We start from the raw sequence: 19,941 nt of genomic DNA, 5'->3' as shown, positions 1-19,941 counted from the left end.
CAGCCTAATGTCTTGATAATGCTGAGACCGGTACTGTTCATCGTTGAGGCGTCATATCCTTATGGTGGAAGCAAGCGTAAATTACCGGCAGAACCAGTAGCGTCAGTACGGTGGCAAAGGCGAGGCCGAACATGATCACCACCGCCATACTCTGGAAAAAGACATCGCGCAGCAGCGGGGCAAGGCCAAGCACAGTAGTAAAGGCGGTCAGCAGGATCGGCCGCAGACGAGAGGTTGCCGCATCAATGATTGCTTGTCTTTGATCTTTCTCCTGTTTTTGTTGCTCTATCTCTTCCACCAGCACAATGCCGTTGCGGATCAGCATACCGCTGAGGCTAAGCAGGCCGATTAAGGCCATAAAGCCGAAAGGGATGCCGGTCAGCAAAAAACCGGGCGTGACGCCGATCAGCGCCAGCGGGACGGTCAGCCAGATGGCAACAGCGTTTTTCAGCGAACTGAACATCAGCACCGTAATGATAAACATCACCAGATAGCCAAGCGGTAGGGTCGTGAACAGCCCTTGCTGCGCTTCACTGGAGTTCTCCGCATCGCCGCCCCATTCGATGCGGTAGCCATGCGGCAGCGTCAGCGCGTCAATGCGTGGTTTCACCCTGGCAAGGATATCGCCCGACGTTTGGCCGCTTTGCGGGCTGGGGTCGGTCTGAACGGTAAGCACGCGGGTGCGATCGCGACGGAGAATCAATGGATCTTCCCACTCCAGCGAGAAGCCATGGATGACGTTACTCAACGGAATATACTGCTGCCGGCTCTGGCTCCAGACCAGCACGTTATTCAGGTGATTGGCATCCTGTCGCTCCGCTTCCGGCGGACGGACGATAACCGGCAGCAGGTCGGCGCCCTCGCGATATAACCCGGCGCGACTGCCGGAGAAATTCATCTCCAGCGCGCTATCAATATCCTGTTTATCCACCCCCAGCTCACGTCCCAACGCCAGAGAGTATTGCGGGCGGATCACCTTGCTGCGGTTCTGCCAGTCGTTACGTACGCTGTCGGTCGCCGGATCCGCGGCGAGAATGTCGCCCACCTGACTGGCCAGCGCGCGCAGAGTATCCGGATCAGGGCCCTTAATGCGCACTTCAATCGCGCTATCGCCGGACGGGCCGAACATAATGCGTTTGGTGCTGGCGTTCACCTGCGGGTAGTTTCTGGCAATCCAGGCCTCGACGTGGCGGGTGACGGGGGCGATACTGCGCTGGTCGTCCATCCGCACCATAATCTGCGCGTAGTTGCTGTACTGGCGCTGCCCGCTGTAGGTGAGAATAAATCGCATACTGCCCTGGCCAATGGTGGAGACGGTGGTAGCCACCCCCGGCTGGCTGGCGATCGACCGCTCAATATCGCGGGTCATCTGCTCGGTGGCGTTAATATCGGTACCGTAGGGCAACCACAGGTCGACAAAGAAAATGGGCGTATTCGATGACGGAAAGAAATTCTGCCGGACGAAGGTGAAGCCCCAGATCGCCCCGGCTAACAGCGCGCCCATCAGCACCAGCGTCAGGGTCTTTTGCTGCAGCAGTATTCGCAGCGTCTGCTGATAGCCACGATAGAAGCGGCCGCGGTAGGGATCGGCTTTTTCCTTCGGCGCCTCGGCCGACGGGGCGTTTTTAAACAACCACCACTTGATGAGTACCGGCGTGATGGTCAGGGCGGAAAACCAGCTGAGCATCAGGGAGATCAGCAGCACCTGGAACAGGGATTTGCAATACTCCCCGGTGGAGTCCTGGGAAAGGCCAATTGGCGCGAAGGCGAGGATGGCAATAACGGTGGCGCCGAGCAGCGGCAGGGCGGAGCGGCGGATCACATAATTAATCGCGCCCAGCAGCGGAGATCCTTGCTGGCGGGCGATCAGCACCCCTTCGACAATGACAATGGCATTGTCCACCAACATACTCAGGGCGATGATCAGCGCCCCGAGGGAGATTCGCTGTAACTCGATCCCCCAGATATACATGATAAGCAGAGTGCCGAGGACGTTGAGCGCCAGCGACAAAGCAATAATGATCCCGCTGCGCACCCCCATGAACACCAGCAGCACGCCGACGACGATCGCCAGGGCCATCAGGAAGTTGGTAATAAAACCATTGACCGAGTGGGCGACCTCTGCCGCCTGATCGTAAAAAATGGCGATGTCGATACCCGCCGGTTTATCGGCGGCCATCTGCTGAAGTCGGGCTTCGAGGGCATGCCCCACGTCAATGACGTTAACGCCAGGGATAAAGGAGACCCCCATGGTCACCGCCTGGCGGCCGTTGGCATGATAGATACTGGAGGGAGAGTCGGTCAGCCCGCGCGACAACGTGGCAATATCCCGTAGTCGGGTGGTGGCGCTGGCGCCATGAGGGCTGACCAGAAGATCCCCCAGTTCATCGATATTCTGAAACTCCCCGGTGGGGTGAAGGCGGATCGATTCGCTGCCGGCGCGGATCTCCCCGGCGCTGGATACCACGTTGAGCCGGGTCAGGATAGCGGCAAGCTGGTTAAGCGTAATACCGCGCGCCGCCATTTTCGCCAGCGAGATATCAACATTGATCTGCTGTGGAATCGCGCCGCCAATGGCGACTTTGCCGACGCCCGGCACCAGCACCAGCTCACGGCGCAACTGCTCGGCATAGCGCACCAGCTCAGGATTGGTAAAACTGTCGCCCGAAATGGCGAAGAAAAAGCCAAACACATCGCCAAAGTCATCATTGACGAAGGAGGGGACTACCCCCGGGGGAAAAAGCCGGCTGGCGTCACCGACGCGGCGACGCAGCTCATCCCAGATTTGCGGCAGTTCGCTGGAATGGTACTGCGAAGCAATATTCACTGTAATTTGCGATAAGCCATTCGAGGAGATGGAGCTGACGTTATCCAGCGAGGGAAGCTGCTGAATCGCGTTTTCCAGCGGCAGGGTCACCTCCTCCTCCACCTGCTGAGCGGACGCGCCAGGGTAGTGGGTGACGATCACCGCCGTTTTGATGGTGAAGGCGGGATCTTCCAGGCGGCCAATATTGAGCAGGGCGAACAGGCCACCCACCCCCAACAGCAAAATGGCTAACCAGACGCGGGTCGGGTTGTTAATAAACTGACGGGAAATGTCCATTTATAATCCTCGTTCACGCGTCCAGATCCGCACCGGCTGCCGGTCGTGGAGTTCGCTTACCCCCGCTGCAACCACCTGTTCGCCCGCACGGAGCCCTTCGGTGATCATCACTCCCTGCGAGGTCACTTCCCCGACCGTGACTCTGCGCTCCTCAAGATACAGATGGGCGTTTTCGCCTTTTACCACCCAGACGACCGGTTCATTCTTCGGTCGGTTATCGGGGTTAAACACTGCTTCCACGGGCACTACGAGGGTTTCCCGTCCGGCGCTGGCCGGCAAATTGCCGAGATTGACCGTCACGGTGCCGCTAACCCCGCCGACGGTGGGAAAATCATCTGGTCGCGGCATGGTTAAAATGATCTGCCAGGTGAGGGTGCTGTTGTCGCTGCTGCCGGTATGCTCTTTGTATTCCGCGGTAAACTCGCGGCCCGGCAGAGTATTGATCCTGACGACGGGGCGGTAGGCGGTATTGCGGATATCGAGCGAGGTGAACAGATTTTCCGGAATGCTGAAGACCACATCGAGCAGGTCGGTACGCGTCAGGGTAATCACCGGCTGGCCAGCGGCGACCACCTGATGATTACGGATATGCACGCCGGCGGCAATCCCGCCGAAGGGGGCGGTGAGACTCATTTGCGCCAGCTCTTCACGGGCAATTTTCAAGGCCGCGTTGGCGGCATCGCGATTGGCGCGCTGCACGTCCATCTCCGCCTGGGAAATCGCCTGACGTCCTGCCAGGGTCTGGAAACGATCAAACTGACGCTGGGCAAGGGTTGCCGCCGTTTGTCGCTCATTGACCCGCTGCTGGGCTTCGCGGGCATTCAGACGCGCCAGCGTTTGTCCCTGAGTTAGGGTTGCACCCTGGCGAATATCCAGTGACTCCACCTGACCACCCCGTTTAAACGACAGTTCGGTGGAGTCGCCAGACTCGATGCGGGCTGGAAACGTCCGCTGCTGGGTGTTACCCACGGCGGTGACTTGCGCCACCTTGACCATCCGGGGAGCGGCTTCGACGGACGGCGCTTTCTGATCGCAAGCGGTTGTTAATAAAATAACAACCGGGATGAGAGAAAAATAACGGTTCACAGTATTCCCCTCAGACTCATGATTTATTTTACGTTTTTATTAGGCGGCGCACGCTTATTCTGCGAGGGCGGCGACAACCAGATAGGTGAATAGTCCTACCAGTGTACAGGCGACAATGGCCAGCGCGACAAACAATCCCAGACGTAACAGGCTATAACCAAACATGATTTTCTCCCTTAACTCCCACCCGAACCGCGAATGTCATTTCGCCCGGCACAATGTGTGACCGTCGGACATTCGGTGCGGCACTCCTGCTTGTAATCAGCATAGTCGGAGAAAACATGAAGTGTTAAAAAAGAGAATACCGCGTCGCTGTTGGCGTCAAGGGGTTAAGGGCAGGAGATCTGCGGGCTTTCGCGGGCTTTTATAATATTTTTCAGTCTATTAATGGCTCATTTTCTAATGTTAATTTTCCTGTGCTACGTTTAATAACATCGATTCCGCTTGCCGCTTCTGTTGTTGAGATTTGCTTCCTCCCCAAGTATGGGGCTATTCATCACTACGCATTGTATTGGTAATAAAAGGATTATCTCATGTATAAAAATATCGTTGTTCCCGTTGACGTGTTTGATGCAGGCCTGGCCGACAAAGCCCTCTCTCATGCGAAGTTCCTCGCCCAGCACTCTGCCGGGCAAATTCATCTTGTGCATGTTATTCCGGCATTTTCACCGGTATTAACGCGTGGATTTATCTCTGATGCGCGAAAGATGGAAGAGCATTTGATTTCTACCGCTAAGGAAAAACTCAGCGATCTGGTAAAGAAAAATTCTCTGGCGGAAGAGACCAGCCATCTTTATGTGCGCAGTGGCAATATTCGCGATCAAGTGATTGACCTGGCCGATGAGCTGAAAGCGGACGTGGTGATTGTCGGTTCGCGCAATCCGGGGATCCAGACCCATCTTCTGGGCTCTGAAGCGGCAAACATCGTGCGCTACGCCCATGTACCGGTTTTCGTTGTGCGCTGATGACGGCGGGATGTCGTCCTGACTTCCGCTTCAGAAATCGAGGGAGAGAGTATGAATACAGATAAACCGGGGGCGCCCTTCTATCAGCGTTCCGTCGAGGAGACGCTCGCCAGCGTGCAAAGTACGCCGGAGGGCATTAGCGGGACAGAAGCGGCCACACGCCTGCAGCAGTATGGCGAAAACGCCCTGCCGCAGAAGCCGGGTAAGCCAGCCTGGCTGCGTTTTATCGTGCATTTTAACGATGTACTAATCTACGTGCTGCTGGCGGCGGCGCTGCTGAAGGCGGTGATGGGCCATTGGATCGACATGGCGGTGATCCTCGCGGTGGCGGTCGTCAATGCGCTGATTGGCTTCATCCAGGAAAGTAATGCGGAGAAATCGCTGCAGAGTATCCGCAATATGCTGTCCAGCGAAGCGGTAGTGATCCGCCAGGGTAACCATGAAACCATCCCCACCACCTCGCTGGTACCCGGCGATATCGTGGTGATCCGCGCCGGCGACCGTATCCCCGCTGATTTACGGGTGATTGAGGCGCACAACCTGCGGGTGGAAGAGGCCATCCTCACCGGGGAGTCAACGGTGGTGGAAAAAACCACCGAGCCGCTGAGCGGCGATTTACCGCTCGGCGATCGCAGCAACCTGTTGTTTTCCGGTACCACCGTCAGCTCAGGGGCGGGCAAAGGGATCGTGGTGGCGACCGGCGGCGATACCGAGCTGGGTCACATCAACCAGATGATGGCGGGCATTGAAAAACACCGTACGCCGCTGCTGGTGCAAATGGACAAGCTGGGCAAAGCCATCTTTATCCTCATTCTGGTGATGATGGCGGCGCTGTTCGTCTTTAGCCTGCTGTTCCGCGATATGCCGGTCTCCGAACTGATGCTGTCGCTGATTAGCCTCGCGGTGGCGTCAGTCCCGGAAGGCTTGCCGGCGATTATCTCGATTATTCTGTCGCTCGGTGTGCAGGCGATGGCGCGCCAGAAAGCGATTATCCGCAAGCTGCCGACGGTGGAAACCCTCGGCGCGATGACGGTTATCTGTTCGGATAAAACCGGGACCCTCACCATGAACGAAATGACGGTGAAGGCGGTGATCACCGCGGACAGCGTCTATCGGGTGGAAGGGGATAGCTATGAGCCGGTCGGTAAGATCCACGCCATTGATGACCCGACGCCGGTCGCGGTCGCGCCTGGCACGCTGTTCGAACGCTATCTGCGTACCATCGATCTGTGTAACGACAGTCAGCTTATTAAAGATGAGAGCGGGTTGTGGAAAATCACCGGTGGCCCGACCGAGGGGGCGCTGAAGGTACTGGCGGCGAAGGTTACTCTGCCGCCGCTGACCAGCGAGCTGCGCAGTAAAATTCCTTTTGATTCGCAATATAAATACATGTCGACCCTCTACCGGCTGGGTGAAGAGGAGGTGGTGCTGGTCACTGGCGCGCCGGATGTCCTGTTCCGCTTGTGTCAATATCAACAGAGCGACAGCGGATTGCAGCCGCTGGATCTACCGTACTGGGAAGGCAAAATTGAAGAGTACGCCCGGGAAGGGCTACGGATGGTGGCCGCGGCCTGGAAGCCGGCTTCCGCAGGCCAGACGGAACTAACCCATCAGGATCTGCAGCAGGGGGTGATTTTGTTAGGGGTTGCCGGGATGATGGATCCGCCGCGTCCGGAGGCCATCACGGCGATTGCCGACTGCCTGCAGGCCGGGATCCGCGTGAAGATGATCACCGGCGACCACCCGCAAACGGCGATGAGTATCGGCAAGATGCTGGGGATTGGCAATGCGGGGAATGCCATTACCGGGCGCGAACTGGAGGTGATGGACGACGCGCAGCTGAGCGTGGCCGCGCAGCAGTATGATATCTTTGCCCGAACCAGCCCGGAAGATAAGTTCCGCCTGGTGCAGGCCCTGCAGAGCAAGAAAGAGATTGTCGGGATGACCGGCGACGGGGTGAACGATGCTCCGGCGCTGAAGCAGGCTGACGTCGGCGTGGCGATGGGGATCAAGGGGACCGAGGTGACCAAGGAAGCCGCCGATATGGTGCTGACCGATGATAACTTCGCCACCATCGCCAGCGCGGTCCGCGAGGGGCGTCGGGTGTATGACAACCTGAAGAAAACCATTCTCTTCGTCATGCCGACCAACCTTGCGCAGGGGTTACTGATCGTGATCGCGCTGCTGGCGGGCAACGTACTGCCGCTGACGCCGGTGCTGATCCTGTGGATGAACATGGCCACTTCCGCCACGCTGTCGTTTGGTCTGGCGTTTGAAGCCGGTGAGAAAAATATTATGCGGCGGCCGCCGCGTGATCCGAAAATTCACGTCATGGACGGCTTTGCCATCTGGCGCGTGGCGTTTGTGGGGTCGATGATTGCGGTCAGCGCATTTATTCTCGAAGCCTGGCTACAGCCGCGCGGCTATTCGCCGGAGTTTATCCGTACCGTGCTGTTGCAGACCCTGGTCACCGCCCAATGGTTCTATATGCTGAACTGCCGCGTGTCGGATGGTTTCTCGTTGACGAAAAGTCTGCTGGCTAACAAAGGGATCTGGATTGTCAGCGGCGTGCTGCTGGTGCTGCAGCTGCTGATTATCTATGCGCCGTTTATGCAGATGCTGTTCGGTACCACCGGGCTGCCGTTCCGCTACTGGGTGATCACCTTCATCATCGGCTTCGCGATGTTCCTGATCGTTGAACTGGAAAAACCGCTGACCCGCAAATGGCGAACCGCCTGACGGCGTGACGTGCAGTACGCAAAAGAGAAGAGGGGGCATCGCCCCCTCTCTGGCTGACGACAAACCTGTTTCGTCATTGTGCTCGCATTTCTGCCGGGTGGCGGCATTCGCCTTACCCGGCCTACGAAAGACTTCAATATCAAACTGTTATGCAGTTAGCAGTAGGCCCGCGCAAGCGCAGCGCCGCCGGGCAATCCCTAAAGATTGCACGTTGTCAGCAGTCTGAGAGAGGGCATCGCCCTCTCTTTTATTATGGTTCACGCTTGTTGCGCGTTACTGTTTCGGCTCGGCGACCACAGTGCTTCCCACGCCGCGGTTGTTATATTCCCACATGCGATTGACGCTATTGTCGTTGAGGTTGCGCTGCAGATTGCCTTTGGCATCTACTGCGCCAACGTTACCGCTAAAGGCACGGTTTGAACCGACCGCTGCCGCCCACGGCTGGGCGATGTTAAAGCCTTCATTGATGACGCTGTCGCGGATCACGACCTGGCCATTGCTGTTGCCGTCAACGTCCAGCGCGCGGCCCAGCTGCGCGACGTTATCGCCGGACGCGGTAAAGCGGCTGTTGGTCGCCAGGAAGCCGTAGGTCACGCTCTTCAGGGTAGCCGGCGCGAAAACATAGGCTTCTTTCTGGGTACGCGAGTTCACCACGCGGAAATCGGTGTTATCAAATACCACCGCGCCGCGACCGGACACGATATCCACATCGCCTTCAATGTAGCTGTTGGTCACCAGGGTGCGGGTCTGGCGGTTATCCTGCAGACGGTTCTGCACGCCGCTGTTGGTCACAAAGAAGGTGTTCTGACGGCCAAGAATATTGACCTTGTTGATCTGCACCTGATCGCCATCGGTGCGCAGGGCGACGGCCTGGTGAGTACCGGCGTCGACGCTGTCGCCAAGGTTGTTGGCGATGGTCAGGTTCTGCAGCTGCAGGCCGTTATTCTGCGACCAGAAGACCGCAGAGCACATCACGCCGACGGTGGCCGCGGATTTATTCTGGCAGCTATCGAACATATACCATGCCGGTTTGCCCGGCATATATTTACCGCCCGGATTGACCAGACGGCGCCAGGTGTTGCGATCCATTTCAGAATCAATGGCTTCGCTGATTTTCACGTCAATCGGTTTATCGCCGGTACCATACAGGGTCAGGGCGCCAGGCGCCGCCGGTACGTAAACCGTTCCCGGGTACTCGCCAGGCATGATGGCAATAAACAGACGGCGATTTGAATGACGGGCAATCGCCGCATCGACCGCCGCCTGGACGGTGGTATGGGTCACGCCCTGGGTTCCCGCCGGGCCAACGATAAAGTCAGGCTGCGCCGGCAGGCTGATGGCAGATGGCGTCCAGGCCGCGGCATTGGGAGTCAGCGACTGGAAATAGGCCGCCGGGGTAAAGTTTTTCGCTTCATCGGCGTTCAGAATGGGACGCGCGGTGGTGCCCGGTGCAGTCTGCGTAGAGGGCTGTTGATCGGCAGGCGTCGAGCTACAGGCGGACAGCGTCACGCCGAAGGCCAGCGCCAGCGCCAGACGGGAAACGGAATATGTGTTCATGTTGCTCCGGGCAAAATTAAGCGTAGTGAAATACCCCGGCTGAGACGCCAGGGTATAAGTCCTTTAAAACCTGCTGTTTTATACTAACTTGAACGAAACGGGAAGACATGGGCGGAAAAACTTACCGTCTTTACGCAACGTGCAGTCCTGCTGGATGGTCTTTAGTCACAAAAAAATAACATTTCCCCGCGCTATTGTTGACTTTATCGGCGTTATGAAAATAAATGTCTATACAATCCATGACAAGTTAAGCGCTATGACTCAAGCCACCTCTGAACGCGTTATCTGGCGAAACGCGCGTCTCGCCACCCTGAACCCTGATTACTCTCAACCCTACGGTCTGCTGGAGCGCCATGCGCTGCTGGTGCGCAATGGCCGCATTGAGGCAATTGTCGCCGACGCTGACGCCCCCGGCGGGCGCAGTATTGATCTCGAAGGCCGGCTGGTTACGCCGGGTTTAATCGACTGCCATACCCACCTGATCTTTGGCGGCAGCCGGGCGCAGGAGTGGGAGCAGCGGCTGAACGGCGTCTCCTATCAAACCATCAGCGCTAACGGCGGTGGGATTAATTCCACCGTGCACGCCACGCGCGACAGCAGCGAAGCTGAACTACTGGCGCTGGCGCAGCCGCGTCTGGCGCGCCTGCTGCGTGAAGGGGTGACCACCCTGGAGATTAAATCAGGCTACGGTCTCGATCTGCAAAACGAACGCAAAATGCTGCGGGTCGCCCGCCAGCTGGCCGACGACAATGGCGTGGAACTGTCGGCGACGTTGCTCTCCGCCCACGCCACGCCGCCGGAATATCATGGCGACGCCGATGGCTATATCTCGCTGGTCTGCGAGACCATACTGCCGACGCTGTGGCAGGAGGGACTGTTTGAAAGCGTTGACGTCTTCTGTGAAAACGTTGGCTTCAGCCCGCAGCAAACCGAGCGCGTATTTCAGGCGGCGCAGGCGCTGGGCATTCCGGTAAAAGGCCACGTTGAGCAGCTCTCGTCGCTGGGCGGTGCGCAGCTGGTGAGCCGCTATCACGGACTGTCCGCCGACCATATCGAGTATCTGACGGAAGAGGGCGTGGCGGCGATGCGCGAAAGCGGCACCGTGGCAGCTCTGCTCCCCGGCGCGTTCTACTTCCTTAATGAAACCCGCAAACCGCCGGTGGAACTGCTGCGCAAATACCAGGTGCCGATGGCGGTGGCGACCGATTTCAACCCCGGCACCAGCCCCTTCGCCAGCCTGCATCTGGCGATGAACATGGCCTGCGTCAAGTTTGGTTTAACGCCGGAAGAGGCCTGGGCCGGGGTAACGCGCCATGCCGCGCGGGCGCTGGGGCGGCAGGACAGCCACGGTCAGCTGGCGGCGGGCTTTGTCGCAAACTTTGCCATCTGGGATGCCGAGCATCCGGTCGAGATGGTGTATGAGCCGGGGCGCGCGCCGCTCTGGGGACGCGTGGTACGAGGAGAACGGCAATGATGCTGTGGCAAGCTACGCCCGCCAGTCTCTGGCAGGGACGCGATGATAGCGCGGAAGCGCCCAATGCGCTGCGCCTGTTCCAGACTATCGCCCGCGCGGAACGCTTCGCGCCGCAGGAGATGCCCGGTGATATCGCGCTGCTCGGCTTCGCCTGTGACGAAGGCGTCCGGCGTAACAAAGGGCGTACCGGCGCCGGGCATGGTCCGGAAGCGCTGCGCCGGGCGCTGGCCAATATGGCCAGCCATCAGGGCCACGACCGCTGCGTGGATATGGGCACGATTAGCGTCGATGGCGAACAGTTAGAAGCCGCGCATCAGGCGCTGCGCGAGGCGGTGGCCGCCTGCCAGCGTGCCGGTAAACGTACGCTGGTCCTGGGCGGCGGCCACGAGACGGCCTTCGGCCACGGCGCTGGGGTACTGGATGCCTTCCCGGGCGAAAAAGTGGGCATTATTAATCTCGATGCGCATCTGGATTTACGCTTTGCCGAATGCGCCAGCTCCGGGACGCCGTTCCGCCAGCTGGCGCTGGAGTGTGACGCCCAGCAGCGCGGTTTTCACTATACCTGCATCGGCGTCAGCCGGGCGGCGAACACCCAGGCGCTATGGGATGAAGCAGCGCGCCGCCAGGTGGCTGTCGTTGAGGATCTGGCGGTGCTGGCGGACTTCGACACTCACGTGTTGCCGGAGCTGGAGCGCAATATCGCGCAGTATGATCGTCTGTATCTGACCATCGATCTCGACGTGCTGCCGGCGCGCGAAATGCCGGCGGTTTCCGCGCCGGCGGCGCTGGGCGTGCCGCTGGCAATCCTGCTGCGCATCGTTGAGCCGTTGTGCCGCAGCGGAAAGCTGCAGGCGGTGGATTTGGTCGAGTTTAATCCGCAATTTGACATCGACGGACAGGGTGCCCGCGCGGCGGCCCGTCTGGCATGGCAAATCGCCCATTGGTGGCGCTAGCGATCCGCGCTATTATTTTCGCTTCGCCGCTCCGCTTATTATGCATAAGGAAAGCCAGGCCATGTTTGCACAACAACCTCGTTCCGCGCCCGCGCCTTTCTATGAAAAGGTGAAGCAGGCGATTAGCGAAAAAATCTACCGCGGCGAGTGGCGTCCGCACGACCGAATTCCCTCGGAGGCTGAACTGGTTGCCCAGTTCGGCTTCAGCCGGATGACCATCAACCGCGCGCTGCGCGAGCTGACGGATGAAGGCCTGCTGGTCAGGCTGCAGGGGGTCGGGACCTTCGTCGCCGAGCCGAAAGGGCAGTCGGCGCTGTTTGAAGTGCGCAGCATTGCCGATGAAATTGTCTCTCGTCGCCATCAGCACCGCTGTGAAGTGCTGCTGCTGGAGGAGACCGAAGCCGATCTCATTCAGGCGGAGGCGCTCACCGTCGCCGAAGGCACGCGTATCTTCCATTCACGGATGGTGCATTTCGAAAACGAGGTTCCGGTACAAATCGAAGATCGCTGCGTCAATGCCGCGGTGGTGCCGGATTACTTGTTACAGGATTACACCACTACCACGCCGCATGATTATCTGTCGCTGATCGCGCCATTAACCGAAGGCGAACATATTGTCGAGGCGGTGCAGGCGACGTCAGAGGAGTGCGCGTTGCTGCGCATTCTGCCGCACGATCCCTGCCTGCTCATTCGTCGTCGCACCTGGTCGAAGACGCATATCGTCTCACACGCTCGCCTGCTGTTTCCCGGCGCGCGCTACCGTCTACAGGGCCATTTCAGCTCGTAATTTTCCCTGGCGTCAGCAAAACGTGATTGCTGACGCAATATAACAAAATTGTATCATTTCTGTTAAATCCTGGCTTGCGCAGAGTTGTATAGACAAGTATATGTATCTACGTACACAACGTTAATTGTCAGGAGAAACCCCGATGTCGCAAAGCAAATATCGCCAGCTGGACGTCCGTGCACCGAGAGGCACGACGCTGACCGCCAGGAGCTGGTTGACCGAAGCGCCGCTGCGTATGTTAATGAACAACCTCGATCCCGATGTCGCTGAAAACCCGCATGAGCTGGTGGTCTATGGCGGTATTGGTCGCGCTGCGCGCAACTGGGAATGCTATGACGCTATCGTGAAGGCGCTGAAAAACCTGGAAAGCGACGAGACCCTGCTGGTGCAGTCCGGTAAACCGGTCGGCGTATTTAAAACGCATGAAAACTCGCCGCGCGTGCTGATCGCTAACTCCAACCTGGTTCCGCACTGGGCCACCTGGGAACACTTCAACGAACTGGATGCCAAAGGGCTGGCGATGTACGGCCAGATGACCGCCGGCAGCTGGATCTACATCGGTAGCCAGGGCATCGTGCAGGGCACCTACGAAACCTTCGTCGAAGCCGGTCGCCAGCACTATCAGGGCAGCCTGAAAGGCCGTTGGGTATTAACCGCCGGTCTGGGCGGCATGGGTGGCGCGCAGCCGCTGGCCGCGACGCTGGCAGGCGCCTGCTCGCTGAACATCGAATGTCAGCAGAGCCGCATCGATTTCCGTCTGCGTACCCGCTACGTGGATGAACAGGCCACTTCTCTGGATGACGCCCTGGCGCGCATCAAAAAATACACCGCCGAAGGCCGCGCCATCTCCATCGCGCTGTGCGGCAACGCTGCGGATATCGTGCCAGAGCTGGTGAAGCGCGGCGTGCGCCCGGATATGGTTACCGATCAGACCAGCGCCCACGATCCGCTGCATGGCTATCTGCCGAAAGGCTGGAGCTGGGAGGAGTATCAGCAGAAAGCCGAATCCGATCCGCAGGGCACCATTCTGGCGGCGAAACGCTCAATGGCCGACCACGTGCAGGCGATGCTGGCCTTCCACGAGATGGGGGTGCCGACCTTCGACTACGGCAACAACATTCGCCAGATGGCGCAGGAAGTGGGCGTCAGCAACGCCTTCGATTTCCCGGGTTTCGTGCCGGCGTATATCCGCCCGCTGTTCTGCCGGGGTATCGGCCCGTTCCGTTGGGTAGCGCTGTCCGGCGATCCGCAGGATATCTACAAAACCGACGCGAAAGTGAAAGAGATCATTAAAGATGATAAGCATCTGCACCACTGGCTGGATATGGCGCGCGAGCGCATCAGCTTCCAGGGACTGCCAGCGCGTATCTGCTGGGTAGGTCTGGAGTGGCGTCAGAAGCTCGGTCTGGCGTTTAACGAAATGGTGCGCAGCGGCGAAGTCTCCGCGCCGATCGTGATTGGCCGCGATCACCTTGATTCCGGCTCCGTCGCCAGCCCGAACCGCGAAACCGAAGCCATGCGCGACGGCTCAGATGCGGTATCCGACTGGCCGCTGCTGAACGCCTTGCTTAACACCGCCAGCGGCGCGACCTGGGTGTCGCTGCACCACGGCGGCGGCGTAGGTATGGGCTTCTCGCAGCACTCCGGGATGGTTATCGTCTGTGACGGTACCGATGAAGCGGCGGCGCGTATCGCTCGCGTCCTGCGCAACGACCCGGCGACCGGCGTGATGCGTCATGCCGATGCGGGTTACGATATTGCTATTGAATGCGCAGCAGAACAGGGTCTGAATCTTCCGATGGTGGCAGCAACGCAGGGGAACGCTAAATGAAATCGTTAACGCTCATTCCGGGGAAACTGAGCCTGTCGCAGCTCCGCGAGGTTTACAGCCACCCGCTGAACATTACCCTCGACAGCAGCGCGTTTGCCGCCATTGATGAGAGCGTGGCCTGCGTCAACGCCATCCTTGCCGAAGGGCGTACCGCCTACGGTATCAACACCGGTTTTGGCCTGCTGGCGCAAACCCGTATCTCGACGGACGATCTGGAGAACCTGCAGCGTTCGCTGGTGCTGTCCCATGCGGCGGGCGTAGGTGAGCCGCTGGACGACGACCTGGCGCGCCTGATTATGGTGCTGAAGATTAACAGCCTGTCTCGCGGTTTCTCCGGGATCCGCCTGAGCGTGATCCAGGCGCTGATTGGCCTGGTCAATGCCGGCGTGACGCCGTGGATCCCGGCGAAAGGTTCCGTCGGCGCCTCCGGTGACCTCGCGCCGCTGGCGCATATGTCGCTGACCCTGCTGGGTGAAGGCAAAGCGCGGGTTCGCGGTGGCGAATGGCTGCCAGCGACCGACGCGCTGCGTCAGGCGGGGCTGGAGCCGATAACCCTGGCGGCGAAAGAGGGCCTGGCGCTACTCAACGGCACCCAGGCCTCAACCGCTTTTGCCCTGCGCGGTCTGTTCGAAGCCGAAGATCTGTTCGCCTCCGCGGTCGTCTGCGGGGCGTTAACCACTGAAGCGGCGCTGGGTTCGCGTCGTCCGTTCGACGCGCGTATTCACGAGGTGCGCGGCCAGCGCGGGCAGATTGATGCGGCGGCACTGTATCGTCACCTGTTGACCGATGACAGCGCGATCTCGCGGTCGCATCATAATTGCACCAAGGTTCAGGATCCGTACTCACTGCGCTGCCAGCCGCAAGTGATGGGCGCCTGCCTGACGCAGATCCGCCAGGCGGCGGAAGTACTGTTAGCCGAAGCGAATGCGGTCTCCGATAACCCGCTGGTCTTTGCCGCCGAAAATGACGTCATCTCCGGCGGTAACTTCCACGCCGAACCGGTGGCGATGGCGGCGGATAATATCGCGCTGGCGATCGCCGAAATCGGCTCGCTCTCCGAGCGTCGTATCGCGCTGATGATGGACAGCCATATGTCGCAGCTGCCGCCGTTCCTCGTGAAAAATGGCGGCGTCAACTCCGGGTTTATGATCGCCCAGGTCACAGCGGCGGCTTTGGCCAGTGAAAACAAAGCGCTGTCACACCCGCATAGCGTTGACAGCCTGCCGACGTCCGCCAACCAGGAAGACCACGTCTCGATGGCGCCGGCTGCCGGTCGTCGCCTGTGGGCGATGGCGGAAAACACCCGCGGGGTGCTGGCCGTTGAGTGGCTGGCGGCGGCGCAGGGCCTGGATATGCGCGAAGGGCTGACCACCAGTCCGCTGCTGGAAGAGGCGCGTCATCTGCTGCGCGAACGCGTGCCGCACTATACGCAGGATCGCTTCTTCGCCCCTGATATTGAAAATGCCATTGCACTTTTGGCTGCACGTCACCTGACGCGTCTGCTGCCTGCCGTACTGCATTAATCACCGTTGTTCTCTGTACCCGCGTCGGGGGAAGTCATTCCCCCGGCCGACCTACATCGCATATTTGTCGTCATATAAAAAAATCAGGACACCTGTATATGCAACAACAACACAAACCGCATCTGCTGCGCGGGCTGAATGCCCGACACATTCGTTTTATTGCGCTCGGTTCCGCTATCGGCACCGGGCTATTCTATGGTTCAGCCTCCGCCATTAAGGCGGCGGGTCCGGCGGTGCTGCTGGCCTATCTGATTGGCGGCGCGGCGGTCTTTATGGTGATGCGCGCGCTGGGTGAAATGGCGGTGCGCAATCCGGTTTCCGGCTCCTTTGGCAGCTATGCGCGCCAGTATCTCGGGCCGCTGGCCGGGTTTATCACCGGCTGGACCTACACCTTTGAAATGGTGATCGTGGCGCTGGCCGACGTCACCGCGTTCGGTATCTATATGGGGTTGTGGTATCCCGATGTGCCGCGCTGGATCTGGATCCTCAGCATCATCTTCTTTATTGGCGCGATGAACCTGTGCAACGTGCGGGTGTTCGGCGAGATGGAGTTCTGGCTGTCGCTGATTAAAGTGGTGGCGATTATCGCCATGATGGCGGCGGGCGCGGGGATCATCTTCTTTGGCTTTGGCCATAGTTTCCCGGCCACCGGGCTGGAAAATTTGTGGAGCCACGGCGGCTTTGCGCCACATGGCTGGCAGGGGATCATCGCCTCGCTTGGCATCGTGATGTTCGCTTTCGGCGGCGTGGAAATTATCGGCGTCACCGCGGCGGAAGCGCAGAACCCGAAGAAGGTCATCCCACAGGCCATCAACACCATTCCGCTGCGTATTATTCTGTTTTACGTCTGCACCCTGGCGGTGCTGATGGCGATCTTCCCGTGGAATAGTTTTGGCGAGCAGGGCAGTCCGTTTGTGCTGATCTTCGATGGCCTCGGGATCCCGGCGGCGGCGACCGTGCTGAATATCATCGTGATTAGCGCCAGTATCTCGGCGATTAACAGCGATATTTTTGGCGCCGGGCGCATGATGTACGGCATGTCGAAAGAGGGGCTTGCGCCGAAGTGCTTCCAGCGGATTGCCAGCAACGGCGTACCCTGGATGACGGTGGTGGTGATGGGCGTGGCGCTGCTGGTGGCGGTGGTGCTTAACTATCTGATGCCGGAACAGGTCTTTGTCCTGATTGCCTCGCTGGCGGCGTTCGCTACCGTCTGGGTATGGCTGATGATCCTGCTCTCTCATTTCTCGATGCGTCGCGGTTTGTCGGCCGAAGAGCGCAGTAAGATCGAATTCCCGATCCCCTTCTGGCCGGTTGGCCCGCTGTTGACGCTACTGTTTATGGGGCTGGTGATCGCCGTGCTGGGAATGGTGGAAGAGACGCGCGTGGCGCTGTTAGCCGGGCTGGTCTGGCTGGGGCTGCTGACGGTGGTGTGGTACGCGCGGGTGCGTAAAACCGCGCTGCAGGTGGCCACTGAACAGTAAGGTCAATCTCCCCGGTGGCGCTGCGCTTACCGGGGCTACGTTTGGACCGTAGATACTGTTATCGGTTTGCAACGGTTTTGGTCGGGGAAAACATGTGCTTTGTGTTAATTCCGACACATTGCGCTCCCAATATTTCTTCTGCGTTATGTCACTCATGGCGCAGGGAGCGCACAGGGGGCGGCCAGTCGCCGCCGCCCCCTGTACCCCCGGGCTCCGGCCAGCAACATCGCCACTTCGTGGTGCCTTCGACTTATCCCTGCAGGCTTCGGGTCGGGCCGAGGCAGCGTCCCTGCAAAACACGGCCCTCAGCCCGCATCCATGCGGGCTGCCCCGGCCTTCCGGGAACGTCTCAGCGATTTTGAGGCCGCCAGCACCGGCAGTTTCAGCGGCCCCATGTCCGGCGGCGCTGCGTTTGCGCGGGGCTGGGGGATTGTAGGTCGGGTAAGCGTAGCGCCACCCGACAATATACCGGCACCGTGGGTTGCCCGGATAAGGCGCAAGCCGCTATCCGGGGGGATAATTAACTGAACAGGGCGGTGATGGAAGCGCTGGCGAGCGAATGGAAATGGACGTTAAAGCCGACCATCGCGCCGCTGGCCTCGGCATCGACATCAATCTTATCGATATCCAGGGCGTGGACGGTAAAAATGTAGCGGTGGGTTTCGCCCTTCGGCGGTGCCGCGCCGCCGTAGCCTGCCTTACCAAAATCGGTGCGGGTCTGAACGGCCTCTTCCGGTAGCTCCGCCTGACCGGAGCCGGCACCCTGTGGTAGCACCCGAGTATCGGCAGGCAGGTTGACTACCACCCAGTGCCACCAGCCGGAGCCGGTCGGTGCATCCGGGTCGTAGCAGGTGACGACAAAGCTTTTGGTGCCCGCGGGCACATCATCCCACATCAGGTGCGGCGAAATATTGTCGCCATCATAGCCCATGCCGTTGAAGACGTGACGATTAGGCAGCTTGCCGCCGTCCTGGAGATCGTGACTGATCAATTTCATGCTTCATCCTCATTGATAATGTGCAGATTAACAAAGAAGTGTAGCCTTCCCGGCGGCGCAAATCCGCTGTTTATTCGCTAAAAAATGTTTCGTCCTGCACGGCCAGGTTGACCGCACGGGTCAGGCGGGTCAGCTGTTTGGGCGTGATGATGTACGGGGGCATCAGATAAATCAGACGGCCAAACGGGCGGATCCACACCCCTTGTTCGACGAAAAAGCGCTGCAGGGCGGCCATATTTACCGGACGCCGGGTTTCAACCACGCCAATCGCGCCCAGCACGCGCACATCGGCGACCAGCGCAGATCCCCGCGCCGAAGCCAGCTCGGCCTGTAGTTGGGCTTCAATCGCCGCCACCTGCTGTTGCCACTCGCCGCTCTCCAGCAGGCGCAGGCTTTCGCTTGCCACCGCGCAGGCCAGCGGATTGCCCATAAAGGTGGGGCCGTGCATAAAGCAGCCGGCTTCGCCATTGCTGATGGTTTCCGCGATCTCGCGGGTGGTCAGTGCGGCGGAAAGAGTCATGGTGCCGCCGGTCAGCGCTTTACCCAGACACAGAATATCGGCGGCGATACCAGCGTGTTCGCAGGCGAACAGTTTGCCGGTGCGGCCAAAGCCGGTAGCAATCTCATCGGCGATCAGCAAAATCCCTTCCCGGTCGCACATTTTACGCACCCGCCTCAGCCACTCCGGATGGTACATCCGCATTCCGCCGGCGCCCTGGACGATCGGTTCGAGGATCACCGCGGCGATGTCGTGGCGATGCGCGGCCATCAGGCGGGCAAACGGCACCATATCCAGCTCATCCCACTCGCCGTCGAAGCGGCTTTGCGGCGCGGGAGCAAACAGGTTATCCGGCAGGTAGCCCTGCCACAGGCTGTGCATTGAATTCTGCGGATCGCAGACCGACATCGCGCCGAACGTGTCGCCATGATAGCCGTTGCGGAAGGTCAGGAAACGACGACGCGGCTGGCCTTTGGCCTGCCAGTACTGCAGCGCCATTTTCATCGCCACCTCTACCGCCACCGAACCGGAATCGGCGAGGAAAACGCACTCCAGCGATTCCGGGGTCATCGCCACCAGTTGGCGGCACAGCGCCACCGCCGACGGATGGGTGATCCCGCCAAACATCACGTGCGACATCTGATCGATCTGCGCTTTCATCGCCGCATTGAGGCGCGGGTGATTGTAGCCATGGATCGCCGCCCACCAGGAGGACATGCCGTCAACCAGTTGTTCACCGCCGGCGAGGGACAGCTCGCACCCGTGGGCGGAAACCACCGGGTAGACCGGCAGGGGGGAAGTCATAGAGGTGTAGGGGTGCCAGATGTGGCGCCGATCGAAGGCGAGATCGTCCAGTGTCATAAGTGACTTGTAAACCATTTTGAAAACATTTAGGTTTACGAGTATAAACCGAACCGCAAATTAACAAAACCTTTTGGAGAGGCTA

General features: G+C 59.5%; 13 protein-coding genes. 8 read left to right on the top strand and 5 right to left on the bottom strand.

Annotated elements, in window-relative coordinates; genetic code table 11:
* Window positions 1-37: 37 nt before the first annotated feature.
* A complete protein-coding gene (locus NKJ21_RS25330; RefSeq protein WP_012542407.1) occupies window positions 38-3,103 on the bottom strand; it encodes an efflux RND transporter permease subunit in 3,066 nt (1,021 codons plus the stop codon).
* On the bottom strand, window positions 3,104-4,189 hold the full coding sequence (locus NKJ21_RS25325) for an efflux RND transporter periplasmic adaptor subunit (RefSeq protein WP_012542406.1): 1,086 nt from the start codon (window positions 4,187-4,189) through the stop codon (window positions 3,104-3,106).
* 533 nt (window positions 4,190-4,722) lie between these two features.
* On the opposite strand from NKJ21_RS25325, the gene NKJ21_RS25320 reads away from it, so the two are divergent.
* On the top strand, window positions 4,723-5,154 hold the full coding sequence (locus tag NKJ21_RS25320; RefSeq protein WP_008805723.1) for a universal stress protein: 432 nt from the start codon (window positions 4,723-4,725) through the stop codon (window positions 5,152-5,154).
* Between the two features lie 51 nt (window positions 5,155-5,205).
* On the top strand, window positions 5,206-7,893 hold the full coding sequence (locus NKJ21_RS25315; RefSeq protein ID WP_008805724.1) for a cation-transporting P-type ATPase: 2,688 nt from the start codon (window positions 5,206-5,208) through the stop codon (window positions 7,891-7,893).
* 273 nt (window positions 7,894-8,166) lie between these two features.
* On the opposite strand, the gene NKJ21_RS25310 is transcribed toward NKJ21_RS25315, so the two are convergent.
* Window positions 8,167-9,450: a putative acyl-CoA thioester hydrolase gene (locus NKJ21_RS25310; protein ID WP_008805725.1), complete on the bottom strand. Its 1,284-nt coding sequence runs from the start codon at window positions 9,448-9,450 to the stop codon at window positions 8,167-8,169.
* 154 nt (window positions 9,451-9,604) lie between these two features.
* Here NKJ21_RS25310 and hutI point away from each other — a divergent pair, with 154 nt between their 5' ends.
* From hutI to NKJ21_RS25280, 6 genes are all read left to right on the top strand, one after another.
* Complete coding sequence (gene hutI / locus NKJ21_RS25305; RefSeq protein WP_232756984.1) at window positions 9,605-10,924, top strand: imidazolonepropionase; 1,320 nt, start codon at window positions 9,605-9,607, stop codon at window positions 10,922-10,924.
* Window positions 10,921-11,877 (top strand): formimidoylglutamase, encoded by a 957-nt coding sequence (hutG, locus tag NKJ21_RS25300; protein WP_008805727.1) that lies wholly within the window; start codon window positions 10,921-10,923, stop codon window positions 11,875-11,877. Before hutI ends, hutG begins: the two co-directional genes overlap by 4 nt.
* A 61-nt stretch (window positions 11,878-11,938) precedes the next feature.
* On the top strand, window positions 11,939-12,664 hold the full coding sequence (locus NKJ21_RS25295) for a histidine utilization repressor (protein ID WP_008805728.1): 726 nt from the start codon (window positions 11,939-11,941) through the stop codon (window positions 12,662-12,664).
* Between the two features lie 142 nt (window positions 12,665-12,806).
* On the top strand, window positions 12,807-14,495 hold the full coding sequence (hutU, locus tag NKJ21_RS25290) for a urocanate hydratase (RefSeq protein ID WP_008805729.1): 1,689 nt from the start codon (window positions 12,807-12,809) through the stop codon (window positions 14,493-14,495).
* Window positions 14,492-16,018 (top strand): histidine ammonia-lyase, encoded by a 1,527-nt coding sequence (gene hutH, locus NKJ21_RS25285; protein ID WP_008805730.1) that lies wholly within the window; start codon window positions 14,492-14,494, stop codon window positions 16,016-16,018. The genes hutU and hutH overlap by 4 nt, the downstream gene beginning before the upstream one ends.
* 98 nt (window positions 16,019-16,116) lie before the next feature.
* Window positions 16,117-17,499, top strand: coding sequence for an amino acid permease (locus NKJ21_RS25280; RefSeq protein ID WP_022065242.1), 1,383 nt, complete (start codon window positions 16,117-16,119; stop codon window positions 17,497-17,499).
* Between the two features lie 520 nt (window positions 17,500-18,019).
* On the opposite strand, the gene NKJ21_RS25275 is transcribed toward NKJ21_RS25280, so the two are convergent.
* Both NKJ21_RS25275 and bioA read right to left on the bottom strand, forming a co-directional pair.
* Window positions 18,020-18,496, bottom strand: a complete 477-nt coding sequence (locus NKJ21_RS25275; protein WP_012542402.1) for a kinase inhibitor — start codon at window positions 18,494-18,496, stop codon at window positions 18,020-18,022.
* A 70-nt stretch (window positions 18,497-18,566) separates the two neighbouring features.
* A complete protein-coding gene (bioA, locus tag NKJ21_RS25270) occupies window positions 18,567-19,856 on the bottom strand; it encodes an adenosylmethionine--8-amino-7-oxononanoate transaminase (protein WP_012542401.1) in 1,290 nt (429 codons plus the stop codon).
* Window positions 19,857-19,941: the final 85 nt, after the last annotated feature.

Origin of the sequence: Klebsiella sp. SWET4, from assembly GCF_024296565.1 — a bacterium.
In the GTDB taxonomy this organism is placed as follows: domain Bacteria; phylum Pseudomonadota; class Gammaproteobacteria; order Enterobacterales; family Enterobacteriaceae; genus Klebsiella; species Klebsiella variicola.
The sequence above is the reverse complement of the archived record's forward strand: the minus strand, read 5'-3'. Positions and strand labels throughout refer to the sequence as shown.